This window comes from Mameliella sp. AT18 (assembly GCF_028807275.1).
Taxonomy (GTDB): domain Bacteria; phylum Pseudomonadota; class Alphaproteobacteria; order Rhodobacterales; family Rhodobacteraceae; genus Antarctobacter; species Antarctobacter albus.
The window spans coordinates 1-12,139 of sequence record NZ_JARAMO010000305.1; the positions used below are offsets into that span (position 1 = coordinate 1).

The following is a 12,139-nucleotide window of genomic DNA, read 5'->3' on the forward strand; positions in this document are numbered from 1 at the left end:
CGGTAGGTGATCGCCCGGTCGGTGAACAGAGAGGCATAGCAGCGGCGGCAGGCCATCAGCAGCGCGCGCTCGCCCTCGACGTTCAGAAAGGTTTCCTGCTGGCCCGCGAAACTGGCGTCGGGCAGGTCCTCGGCCGTGGCCGAGGAGCGTACGGCGACAGAGGGGTTTTCCCGCCCCGTGCGCCGCCCCAGCTCGCGGTAGGCGTCAAGGATGTCAGCCTCGATCTGCGGCGGAAAGGCCCCTGTCGCCAGCGTCTCGCGGATCGCGCGGCCCGCCTGCGCCAATGTCTTGCGCCCCTCGCCCAGCGCCGCCAGTTCCTCTCGCAGCACCGCGCCGAACCCGTTGGCCGCGATGAAGGCGCGATAGGCGGAGGAGGTGGTCGCAAACCCCGGCGGCACCCGGATGCGGCTGGCATCCAGCGATTGCACCATCTCGCCCAGCGAGGCGTTCTTGCCCCCCACCAGCGCCACGTCCCCGCGCCGAAGATGCTCGAACCAGATCAGGGTGCGCCTGTCGTCCGTGTCCATGTCAGCCATCGGGTCCTCCCTCCCCTCGGAATGACCGAAGGGTAAAGCAAGCGCCCCGCGCTTCGTTGATTCAGGTCAACGCGCCGCCACCGTCAGCCCCCGCGCCCGCGACCGGCGGGCGTATTTCACCGCTTCCGGCACCACCAGCAGCGGCAGCGCCAGCGCCCCCAGCAGGCCCAGCTGCTCCCAGCTCAGCGGCACGGTGTGCAGCAGGTGTTGCAGCGGCGGCCAGTAGATCGCCGCCACCTGCATCGCCATCGTCACCGCAAAGGCCAGCAGCAGGGGCCGGTTCGACAGGTAGCCGATCCCCGACATCGGCAGGCGGAACGACCGGAAGGCAAAGACGCTGGCCTTTTCAAAGACCACGATCCCCGCGAAGGCCATCGTCCGGGCCAGGTCCTCTCCCTGTCCCAGGTGGCCGTAGAACAGCCACAGGCTGACGCCCCCGGTATAGAGGCCGAAACAGGCGATCATCGCCAGCCCCGGCAGATCGAGGATCGGATGATCCGCGGGCACCGGCGGCTGGTCCATCTGGTCCGGCGCCGGTTTCTCCATGCCCAGCGCCACCGCCGTCACCCCGTCGGTGACAAGGTTCATCCACAGGATCTGCGTCGCCAGGAAGATCAGCGGCCCGCCCAGGAACAGGTTGACCACGATGGCCAGCACCTCGCCCGCGTTCGAGGACAGCAGGTAGCGGACGAACCGCTGGATGTTGGAAAACTGGCGGCGCCCCTCTTCGACGGCGCCGACGATGGTGGCGAAATTGTCGTCCAGCAGCACCAGGTCGCTGGCATCCTTGGCCACGTCCGTGCCGCGCTTGCCCATCGCGATGCCGATATCGGCCTGCCGCAGGGCGGGCGCGTCGTTGACGCCGTCCCCGGTCATCGCAACCAGGTTGCCGCTTTGCTGCAAGGCCCCGACCAGCCGCATCTTGTGCGCCGGGGCCGTCCGGGCGAAATGCACGTCGCCCTTCAGCAGCTCGTGCAACTCATCCTCGGACAGGTGGTCAAGATCCTCGCCGGTCAGCATGCGATCCACCCGCAACCCGATCTCGCGCGCGATGGCGGCGCCTGTCGGGGCTGCGTCCCCGGTGATCATGACCACGCGGATGCCGGCACGGCGACACAGGGACACCGCCTGTTTCACCTCGGCGCGCGGCGGGTCGATCATGCCCACCAGTCCCAGGAAGATCAGACCCTCTTCCCCCGCCAGCGGGTCCTCGACAGGGCGCATCGCCAGCCCCAACAGCCGCCGCCCGTCCGAGGCCATCTCTGCCGCAACCGCCTCGATCCCGGCCCGGCGGTCGGCGGTCAGGGGCTCGACAGCGCCCCCATCCCCCTGCACCTGCGTGCAGACGTCCAGAACGGATTCCGGCGCGCCCTTGACCATCTGCACCAGTCCCGTGCCCCTTCGCATCACCACGCTCATGCGCTTGCGCTCGGCGTCAAAGGGGATCTCGGCCAGCCGGTCCGCCGGGTTCGGCAAATCGGACCAGCCCTTGAACCCCAGCGTGACCAGCGCCCCTTCGGTCGGGTCGCCGACCATGTGCCAGCCGCCGTCGCGGTGGCCCAGCTCGGCGTGGTTGCAGGACAGGGCCACGTCGATCAGGTCCGCCAGACGGGGATCATCCGCCGCGCGCAGGCGCTCGCCCTCCGCCGCGATATGGCCCGCCGGGTCATAGCCCGTGCCCGTGACCTCGTAGCTGCGCCCGGGCGTCCAGATCCGCGTCACGGTCATGGCGTTTTCGGTCAGCGTTCCGGTCTTGTCGGTGCAGATCACCGTCGCCGCGCCCAGCGTCTCGACCGCCTGCAACCGCCGCACCAAGGACTGCCGCCGCAGCATCGCCGAGGCGCCCAGCGCCAGCGTGATCGTGACCACCGCCGGCAGCCCCTCGGGCACCATCGCGACGGCCAGGGCAATCGCGGTCAGGAACATCTCGTGCAACGCGCGCCCCGACAACATACCGGCCACCAGCACCAGCCCCGCCAGCCCCAGCGCCAGACCTCCCAGCAGCCGCGCCAGCCGCGCCAGTTGCGCCTGCAAATGGGTTTCGCCCACGTCGATCGAGGCGGTCAGCTCCGCGATATGGCCGAATTCCGTGCGCGGCCCGGTGGCGCGCACCACGCCCTCGGCCCGGCCCGCCACCACGTTCGACCCCATGAACAGGGGCACGTCCTCGTCACCCAGGTGCTTGTCCACGGGCACCGATTCCCCGGTCAGCACGCTCTCGTCGACCTTCAGCCGCATGCCGGAGGTCAGCACCAGGTCGGCAGGCACCTTGTCGCCGCTGTCCAGGATCACCAGGTCACCCGGCACGATCTGGCGCGTGTCGATCATCACCTGGGCGCCGTCGCGCACCACCCGCGCCTCTGTCGCCAGCATGTTCCGCAGCGCCGCCAGCGCGGTTTCCGTGCGCCATTCCTGCACGAAGCCCAACACTCCGTTCAGCAGTACGACCAGCACGATGGCCACGGCATCCACCGTCTCGCCCAGCGCGGCGGCGATCCCGGCGGCGGCGATCAGCATCACGATCAGAGGGCTGGTGAACTGACGCGCCAGGATCACCCAGCGCGAAACCGGTTTGCGTTCCGCCAGCTGGTTCGGCCCGACCTCGGCCAGCCGGTCCGCCGCCTGCGTGGAGGTCAGCCCATAGGCTGCCCCGCCAGTGTCCGCCATCATGCCGCACCTCGTCCGTCTGTTCAGGGTTTCAGGATCACGCGCGTCCTGTTCGCGGGCAACCTAGGGCATGGGCGATCCGCACGATTTGACGCACGTCAAGCCGCCGCGCGCGGCGACACGCCGAAACTTTGATCCACGTCATCGGGGTTTTGCAGGACCTCCCCTAGGGTGCCCCCGACTCACCTTTTCGGCAAGCGACCGCAGGACCCAGCCATGACCGACACCGACAGCAACACGCTGGACCGCGCATTGCGCGCCACCCGCGCCCGGGCCACCGGGGGCCTTTCGCCGCATTCCGCCGCCTCGGCCTGGATGGACTGGCTGTCCCACCTGGCCGCGGCGCCCGGACGGATGACCGCACTGACCCAGCAAGCCTCCCGCATCGCGGGTGAAACCGCGCTGGCCCTTGCCGGACGCTCAGAGGGACCGCAGCCCGCGCCCGGCGATCATCGCTTCGACCACCCGGGCTGGGCCCTGCCCCCCTTCCGCGCGATGAAGACCGCCTTCCTGGCGCAAGAGACCTGGTGGACAGAGGCCACCGCCGAAATTCGCGGCATGCGCAAGATCAGCGCCGACAGGGTGAATTTCATGGTACGGCAGGGGCTCGACATGGTCTCGCCCTCGAACTTTCCACTGACCAACCCCGAGGTGGTCGAGGCCGCGCTGAAGACCGGCGGCCGCAATTTCGTCGAGGGCGCAAGGCACCTCGCCGAAGACAGCGCCCGGATGATCGCGCAACAGCCCGCCCCGCGCCCCGAGGGGTTCGACGTGGGCAAGGACCTGGCCGTCACACCCGGTCAGGTGGTCTATCGCAACGACCTGTTCGAACTGATCCAATACGCCCCGCAGACCGAAACCGTCCACGCCGAGCCGCTGCTGATCGTCCCGGCCTGGATCATGAAATACTACATCCTCGACCTCAGCCCGCCGAAATCGCTGATCGCGCAGCTGGTCGCGCAGGGATTTACCGTCTTCGCGATCTCGTGGTGCAATCCCACCGCCGAGCAGAGCGAACTGTCGCTGGAAGACTACCGCCGCCGCGGCGTGATGGAGGCGCTGGAGGCGGTGCAGGTGATCACCAGGGCGCCCCGGGTCCATGCCTGCGGCTATTGCCTGGGCGGCACCATCCTGGCCATCGCGGCGGCGGCAATGGCACGCGACGGCGACGACCGGCTGGCCTCGGTCACGCTGCTGGCCGGCCAGACCGATTTCTCCGAGGCGGGCGAGCTGATGCTTTTCGTCGACGAAAGCCAGATCGCCTTTCTCGAGGACATGATGTGGGACAAGGGCTATCTGGACGCGCCGCAGATGGCCGGCGCCTTCCAGATCCTGCGCGCGCGCGACCTGGTCTGGAGCCGCCTGTTGCGCCGTTACCTGCTGGGCGAAGAGGACCCGATGTTCGACCTCTCCGCCTGGAACATGGACGCCACGCGGATGCCCTACCGGATGCATTCGGAATACCTGCGCGGGCTGTTCCTCGAAAACCGCCTGACCGCCGGGCGGTTCTCGGTCGAGGGGCGGGTGATCGCGCTCAAGGACATTTCCGCCCCCTTCTTCGTGCTGGGCACGGAAAAGGATCACATCGCGCCCTGGCGCTCTGTCTACAAGACGGCCCTGTTCACCGATGGCGACCTGACCTTTGTCCTGACCTCGGGTGGGCACAATGGCGGCGTGCTCAGCGTGCCGGGACAACCCCATCGCCATTTCCGCCGGGGGCACCGTCCGCCGGGCCGCAACTACATGGACCCGGACACCTGGCTGACCCGCCACGATCCCCAGGACGGGTCCTGGTGGCCGGTCTGGTTCGACTGGCTGGAGGCCAAGAGCACCGGCGAAAGGGGCGCCCCGCCGCCGATGGGCCGGGCAGAGGCCGGGTTGCCGCCGCTGATGGCCGCGCCGGGCAGCTACGTCCTGCAGACCTGAGCGCGCGTCAGGCCGGCGCCTGCCCAGTCCCCCCAAGCGCGGCACGGCAGGCGGCAAGCACCTCGTCCGCCGCGCCGGAGGCATCGACACGGGCCCAGCCGATGGGTCCGGTATCGCGCGCCAATTGGGCCCGCACCACCTCTGCATCCGCGTCCGAGGCATCGCCCCGGCGGTCTGACACGCGGGCGACCAGCGCCGCCCCCTCTGCCTCCAGCCACAGCCCGGCAAAGCCCGCGCCAAGGTCTTGGGCGACCTGCGCGATGGCGGCGCGTTCGTCCGGGTTCAGAAAGACCGCATCCGCGATCACCGTCTGTCCCGCCTGCAGAACCTCGCGCGCCAGCGCGTCCATCCGGTCATAGACCGCCGCGCTGACCTCCGGCCTATAGCCGCGTGCATCCAGCGGCGTCAGGGGATCGACCCCGCACAGCGCCTTGCGGATCATGTCGCTGCGCAGATGCACCGCCCCCGGTGGCGCCCCCAGGTCCGGCGCCAGCCCGCGCGCCACCGTGGTCTTGCCGGTGCCGGACAACCCGCCAAGGGCCACCAGCCTCGGTGCCCCCGGCTCCAGCACGGCAATGGCATCGTCAAGATAGCGCCCGGCATCCCGCAACAGGGGCGCGCTGCCGCCCTGCGCCCGCGCCGTCTGGACCGCCACCATCGCGCTGATGCCCGCGCGCACCGCCTGGAACAGCGGCAGGGCGGCCAGCCCGCGATAATGGTCATCGGTCGCGGCGGCGAACAGGTAACGGTTCAGCACCGCGTTCGCCGCCCTGGCCAGCCCCCGGTGGCGCAGGTCCATCAGCAGGAAGGCCAGGTCGTAGAGCACGTCGCAGGTGCCCAGCTCCTCGCTGAATTCCAGCGCGTCGAAGGGCACGGGCCGGCCCTCGATCAGGACGATGTTGCGCAGGTGCAGGTCGCCGTGACAGCGTCGGACGTGGCCCGCCTCTGCCCGGCTGTCCAGCAGGGCCGCCTGTCGCGCCAGCGCCTCCCTGGCCCGGTCCAGAAAACGCGCGATGCCCTCGGCGGGCAACGCGCCCTCCATCCCCGCGAATTCGCGCCCCAGTTCGTCCAGGATGTCTCCGATCCGCCGCACACCATCGGGCGCGGCCAGCGCCGGGGCCGCCGCGTGATACTGCGCGATGCTCTCGCCCAGCGTCTCGGCCAGGGGCCGGTCCAGCGCGCCACGCCCTGCCACCCGGTCCAGCTGATCCTCGTCCGGAAACCGCCACATCCGCAGCGCCCATTCCACCACCTCGCCCGCGCCATCCAGCGCCAGCGCACCGTCCGCCCCCCGCGTCACCGCCACCATGTCGCGATAGATCATCGGCGCGGCGGGCGCGTTCAGCTCCAGCTCGCGCCGTAGGGCCGCCGCGCGCAGCTCCGGCGTCGAGTAGTCGAGGTAGTCGTAGCGCACCGCCCGCTTGATCTTGAGCGCCGTGTCCCCGCCGAGAAAGACATAGGCCCCATGCGTCCGGACCACGTCCACGTCCGCGGCGCCGGCGTACAGCGCGGGCTGCTGCAGCAAGGTCACGACCTCTTCCTGATCCGCCATCCGTCCGGCGCTCCTGTTCCCGGGTCTGATCCCTGCCCCGTCATCCCACGTCTGGCAAGGCAGCCCCTTGATCGGCGTCAAGAACCGCGCGGCGCTTGCCCGATCACAAGGAAAAAGCGCGGCGCGCTGCCGTGGAAATGTGCAAACCCGCAAGACCGGGCAATAAAGGTCACGAAGAAGCTGCGCAGTGTGCCCCGGAAACGAACAAGGGCTTGGCCATCTCTGGCCAAGCCCTTGATTCAGTGGTGAGCCGTGTAGGATTCGAACCTACGACCCACTGATTAAAAGTCAGTTGCTCTACCAACTGAGCTAACGGCCCACTGTGGCGGCCTAACTATGAATATGCCCGGTCGGGGTCAAGCCAAAAAATCAGGAATCTTGCAGGCTTTTTCTCATCGCTCGCCGGGACACTGGAAACCACCCCGCGACAGGCGTATATCGCGCGCCATGACACAGGACGCGCGCGCACTGCCCTTCATGAAAATGCACGGGCTTGGCAATGACTTCGTGGTGATCGACTCGCGGCAGCGCGAGGCGGCGCTGACCCCTGCGCGAATCGCGGCCATCGCCGACCGGCACAGGGGCGTGGGCTTTGACCAGCTGGCCGTCATCACCCAGAACGCCAACCAGCCGCACCTGACCTTCTACAACTCCGACGGCTCCACCTCGGCGGCCTGCGGCAATGCCACCCGCTGCATCGCCCGCCACCTGATGGATCAGACCGGAGAGACCCGCCTGAGCCTGACCACCGATCGCGGCACGCTCGAGGCCGTCGATGCCGGCAACGGGCTGACCTCGGTGAACATGGGACCGCCGCAACTGGACTGGGCCGAGATCCCGCTGGCCGAGGAAATGGACACGCTGGAACTGCCCATCGAGGGCGGACCGACCGCCACCGGCATGGGCAACCCGCATTGCACCTTCTTCGTCGAGGATGCCGAGGCGATCCCGCTGGAACAATTCGGCCCGCGCTACGAACACCACCCGCTGTACCCGCAGCGCACCAACGTGCAGGTGGCCAGCCTGCTGGGCGAAAACCACCTGCGGATGCGCGTCTGGGAGCGTGGCGTGGGCGTGACACTGGCCTCCGGCTCGTCCTCCTGCGCCACCGCCGTCGCCGCCGCACGGCGCGGCCTGACCGGGCGTAGCGTCCGCATCGACCTCGACGGCGGCACGCTGCAGGTCGACTGGCGCGAGGATGGCGTCTGGATGACCGGCGGCACCGCGCATGTCTTTGACGGCCAGTTCACCGCAGACTGGCTGGACGCGAACCCATGAGCGCGCCCAAGTTCACCACCCTGGGCTGCCGCCTGAACGCCTATGAAACCGAGGCGATGAAGGATCTCGCCGAGGCGGCGGGCATGCACAACGCCGTGGTCGTCAACACCTGCGCCGTCACGCAGGAGGCCGTGCGCAAGGCCCGTCAGGAAATTCGCCGGCTGCGCCGCGAAAACCCGGACGCCCGCGTCATCGTCACCGGCTGCGCCGCCCAGATCGACCCGGCGAGTTTTGCCGCGATGGACGAGGTCGACGCCGTCATCGGCAACACCGAAAAGATGGCCCCCGACACCTGGAAGGGCCTCGCGGGCGATTTCATCGGCGAGACGGAAAAGGTGCAGGTCAACGACATCATGTCGGTGACGGAAACCGCCGGCCACCTGATCGACGGCTTCGGCTCGCGGTCGCGCGCCTATGTGCAGGTTCAGAACGGCTGTGATCACCGCTGCACCTTCTGCATCATTCCCTATGGCCGGGGCAATTCGCGCTCGGTCCCCGCCGGTGTGGTCGTGGACCAGATCAGGCGCCTCGTGGACCAGGGCTATAACGAGGTGGTGCTGACCGGGGTCGACCTGACCTCCTGGGGCGCCGACCTGCCCGGGGAACCGCGCCTGGGCGATCTGGTCATGCGCATCCTGCGGCTGACCGACGTGCCGCGCCTGCGCATCTCCTCGATCGATTCGATCGAGGCCGATGACAACCTGATGCTGGCCATCGCCTCCGAGCCGCGCCTGATGCCCCACCTGCACCTCAGCCTGCAGCACGGCGACGACCTGATCCTGAAGCGCATGAAGCGCCGTCACCTGCGCGACGATGCGATCCGTTTCTGCGAAGAGGCGCGGCGCCTGCGCCCCGAGATGACCTTTGGCGCCGACATCATCGCCGGTTTCCCGACCGAGTCAGAGGCGCATTTCGAGAACTCGCTGAAACTGGTCTCGGACTGCGACCTGACCTGGCTGCACGTCTTCCCCTACTCGGCCCGCCCCGGCACCCCCGCCGCGCGCATCCCGCAGCAGATCAACGGCAGCGTCATCAAGGAACGCGCCGCCCGCCTGCGCGCCGCCGGAGAATCGCAGGTGCAGGCGCATCTTGCCGCCCAGGCCGGCCGCGACCACGCGGTGCTGATGGAGGCGCCGGACATGGGCCGGACCGAACAATTCACAGAGGTGCGTTTTGCCGCCCCGCAGCCCGTCGGCCAGATCGTGCAGGCGCGGATCACCGGCTTTGACGGCCAGCAACTCACGGCCTGAGCCATGCATCCCAACCCGACCTTCCGGCAGACCGACAGGGACACCGCATTGACGCTTGTGCGCGCCCGCTCCTTCGGGGTGCTCACGCTCTCGACCGAGGGCGCGCCGCTGCTTGCGCATGTCCCCTTCCTCCTGTCTGAGAGCGGGACAAAGGCCGACCTGCACCTTGTCCGGTCCAACCCAATCGCGCGGTCCTGCGCCACGCCGCAACCCGTCACGCTGGTCGTAAGCGGGCCGGACGGCTACGTCTCACCCGACTGGTACGGGATCGACGACCAGGTGCCGACCTGGAACTACACCGCCGTCCACCTCATCGGCACGCTGCACCCGCGCCCGGTCTCTGAACTGGAGCCGCTGCTGGCCGCCCAGAGCGCCGCCTTCGAGACCCGGCTGCCCGACAAGGCGCCCTGGACGATGGACAAGATGAGCGCCGAGACAAAGGCGCGGTTCCTGCGGATGATCCTGCCCTTCCGGCTGGAGATCACGGAGGTCCAGAGCACCTTCAAGCTGGGCCAGAACAAACCCGAAGAGGTCCGGCTTGCCGCCGCCGACAGGCTGACCGAAGGTTTCGGCAGCGAGTTGCAGGCCCTGGCCCGCGACATGCGGGACCCGCTCACGGCCAAGTGATCGGCCCCGGAGCTGCACCGTCACGGATTTGGAAAATCGAAAGCGGTTTACCTGGGTGAACCGGATCTTGCCCGTTTGTACAAAATGCTGGAATCGCCGTACGTTTCGTACGTTTTGTACAAAATTCCGGGACGCCCGGTCGGCATGAAAAAGCACGGCATGAAAAAGGCCCCGCCGTCACCGGCAGGGCCCTCATGAATTCCATTGAAGAGAAGATTACTCTTCGTCGGCCTCGGCCATAGCCACGCGCGCCTTGTCGGCTGCGCCCTTGGCGTCCACGTCGCGGTCCACCAGCTCGATGATGGCCATCGGGGCCATGTCACCGTAGCGGAAACCTGCTTTGAGAACACGGGTATAGCCGCCGTTACGCTCGGCGTAGCGCGGGCCGAGGATCTCGAACAGCTTGGCGACGTCCTTGTCTTCCTTCAGCTGCGCGCGCGCCTGGCGGCGGGCGTGCAGGTCACCACGTTTGCCCAGGGTGATCAGCTTGTCCATGACGCGCTTGAGTTCCTTGGCCTTGGGCAGGGTGGTCTTGATCTGCTCATGCTCGATGAGCGAGCCGGCCATGTTTGCCCACAGCGCCTTGCGGTGCTCGTGGGTGCGGTTCAGGCGGCGGTAACCTTTTGCGTGACGCATTGTTTTTACTCCGATTTTTGCCCTCTACGGGCGGTTTTGCTTTGTCCGGCCGGCGATGCGTGTCACCGGCTCTCCTTGGGGCGGATGCCCGGTAGGATGGGTGATATCACCCATCCTACGATTGGTTCAGAACGAGTCTTCCAGCTTCTTGGCCAGGTCCTCGATGTTGTCCGGCGGCCAGTCCTCGACGTCCATGCCCAGGTGCAGCCCCATGCCCGACAGCACTTCCTTGATTTCGTTCAAGGACTTGCGGCCAAAGTTCGGGGTGCGCAGCATCTCGGCTTCGGTCTTCTGGATCAGGTCCCCGATATAGACGATGTTGTCGTTCTTCAGACAGTTCGCCGAACGGACAGACAGTTCCAGCTCGTCCACCTTCTTGAGAAGCAGCGGGTTGAATTCCAGCCCGTCGTCCTCGTCCTGGCGGCCCGCCGACTCCGGTTCGTCGAAGTTGACGAAGATCGACAGCTGGTCCTGCAGGATGCGCGCGGCAAAGGCCACGGCGTCCTCGGGCGTGATCGAGCCGTCGGTTTCGATCTTCATGGTCAGCTTGTCGTAGTCCAGCACCTGGCCCTCACGGGTGGGCTGCACGTCATAGGCGACCTTCTTGACCGGCGAATAGATCGCGTCGATCGGGATCAGACCGATCGGCGCATCCTCGGGCTTGTTCTTGTCCGCGCTGACGTAGCCCTTGCCGGTGTTCACGGTGAATTCCATGTACACTTCGGCGCCTTCGTCGACGTGGCAGATCACATGCTCGCGGTTCAGCACCTCGATGCCCGCGCTTTCGGCGATATCGCCAGCGGTCACGACGCCCGGGCCCTTGCCGGTCACGGACAGGCGCTTGGGGCCTTCGACTTCCATGCGCAGCGACACACCCTTGAGGTTCAGGATGATGTCGGTGACGTCTTCACGCACACCGGCCACGCTGGAGAATTCGTGCAGCACGTTGTCGATCTGCACGCTGGTGATGGCCGCGCCCTGAAGCGACGACAGCAGGACCCGGCGCAGTGCGTTGCCCAGAGTCAGACCAAAGCCGCGCTCCAGCGGTTCGGCAACGACGGTGGCCATGCGCGACGGATCGGCGCCCGGCTTGATCTCAAGCTGCGTCGGCTTGATCAGTTCAGCCCAGTTCTTGTGGATCATGCAGTTCCCTCCATACCTGCCAGCGCCCCATGTCCGAAGGCACCGACGCCCGAGGTTTCAAAACGACGGCGCGAGGCCGGGCAAAAGGCCCGGCCCCGCGAAAAACTGTCCGATGGATCAGACGCGGCGGCGCTTCGGCGGGCGGCAACCGTTGTGGGCGATCGGCGTCACGTCGCGGATCGACGTGATGTTGAAGCCGACGGCAGCCAGCGCGCGCAGCGCGGATTCGCGGCCCGAACCGGGGCCCTGCACTTCGACTTCCAGCGTCTTCACGCCGTGTTCCTGCGCCTTCTTGCCGGCATCTTCCGCAGCAAGCTGAGCGGCGTAGGGGGTCGACTTGCGCGAACCCTTGAAGCCCATCGTGCCGGCCGACGACCAGGAGATCGCGTTGCCCTGCACGTCCGAGATCAGGATCTTGGTGTTGTTGAAGGACGAGTTAACATGCGCCACACCGGCTGCAATGTTCTTGGAGACCTTCTTCTTGCCGCCACCGCGGCGAGTATCGCGTGCCATGAGTCCGTTCT

At 67.6% G+C, this 12,139-nt stretch carries 10 protein-coding genes and 1 tRNA gene; 4 read left to right on the forward strand and 7 right to left on the reverse strand.

Annotated elements, in window-relative coordinates; genetic code table 11:
• On the reverse strand, positions 1-536 hold a 536-nt coding region (locus tag PVW46_RS24955), incomplete at its 3' end, for a PEP/pyruvate-binding domain-containing protein (RefSeq protein ID WP_274578125.1).
• Positions 537-602: 66 nt separating this feature from the next.
• Positions 603-3,206 (reverse strand): cation-translocating P-type ATPase, encoded by a 2,604-nt coding sequence (locus PVW46_RS24960; protein ID WP_069210863.1) that lies wholly within the window; start codon positions 3,204-3,206, stop codon positions 603-605.
• Positions 3,207-3,419: 213 nt separating this feature from the next.
• On the opposite strand from PVW46_RS24960, the gene PVW46_RS24965 reads away from it, so the two are divergent.
• Positions 3,420-5,129 carry a PHA/PHB synthase family protein gene (locus tag PVW46_RS24965; RefSeq protein ID WP_083242444.1) on the forward strand — a complete coding sequence of 570 codons (1,710 nt, stop codon included), beginning with the start codon at positions 3,420-3,422 and terminating at the stop codon, positions 5,127-5,129.
• Positions 5,130-5,136: 7 nt separating this feature from the next.
• Here the strand turns inward: PVW46_RS24965 and PVW46_RS24970 are convergent, their stop codons facing one another.
• A complete protein-coding gene (locus PVW46_RS24970) occupies positions 5,137-6,681 on the reverse strand; it encodes a bifunctional aminoglycoside phosphotransferase/ATP-binding protein (protein WP_069210862.1) in 1,545 nt (514 codons plus the stop codon).
• Positions 6,682-6,924: 243 nt separating this feature from the next.
• Positions 6,925-7,000 (reverse strand) — tRNA-Lys (locus tag PVW46_RS24975).
• Between the two features lie 128 nt (positions 7,001-7,128).
• Here PVW46_RS24975 and dapF point away from each other — a divergent pair.
• From dapF to PVW46_RS24990, 3 genes are read left to right on the forward strand one after another with little or no spacing between them, the layout of a single operon-like run.
• Positions 7,129-7,959: a diaminopimelate epimerase gene (dapF, locus tag PVW46_RS24980; protein ID WP_043137325.1), complete on the forward strand. Its 831-nt coding sequence runs from the start codon at positions 7,129-7,131 to the stop codon at positions 7,957-7,959.
• A complete protein-coding gene (gene mtaB, locus PVW46_RS24985; RefSeq protein ID WP_069210861.1) occupies positions 7,956-9,209 on the forward strand; it encodes a tRNA (N(6)-L-threonylcarbamoyladenosine(37)-C(2))-methylthiotransferase MtaB in 1,254 nt (417 codons plus the stop codon). Before dapF ends, mtaB begins: the two co-directional genes overlap by 4 nt.
• 3 nt (positions 9,210-9,212) lie before the next feature.
• Complete coding sequence (locus tag PVW46_RS24990; RefSeq protein WP_069210860.1) at positions 9,213-9,836, forward strand: FMN-binding negative transcriptional regulator; 624 nt, start codon at positions 9,213-9,215, stop codon at positions 9,834-9,836.
• 216 nt (positions 9,837-10,052) lie between these two features.
• Here the strand turns inward: PVW46_RS24990 and rplQ are convergent, their stop codons facing one another.
• From rplQ to rpsK, 3 genes are all read right to left on the reverse strand, one after another.
• Complete coding sequence (gene rplQ / locus PVW46_RS24995; protein WP_069210859.1) at positions 10,053-10,472, reverse strand: 50S ribosomal protein L17; 420 nt, start codon at positions 10,470-10,472, stop codon at positions 10,053-10,055.
• A 126-nt stretch (positions 10,473-10,598) separates the two neighbouring features.
• Positions 10,599-11,615 carry a DNA-directed RNA polymerase subunit alpha gene (locus tag PVW46_RS25000; RefSeq protein ID WP_069210858.1) on the reverse strand — a complete coding sequence of 339 codons (1,017 nt, stop codon included), beginning with the start codon at positions 11,613-11,615 and terminating at the stop codon, positions 10,599-10,601.
• 117 nt (positions 11,616-11,732) lie between these two features.
• Positions 11,733-12,128 carry a 30S ribosomal protein S11 gene (gene rpsK / locus PVW46_RS25005; protein ID WP_043137338.1) on the reverse strand — a complete coding sequence of 132 codons (396 nt, stop codon included), beginning with the start codon at positions 12,126-12,128 and terminating at the stop codon, positions 11,733-11,735.
• Between the last annotated feature and the right edge of the window lie 11 nt (positions 12,129-12,139).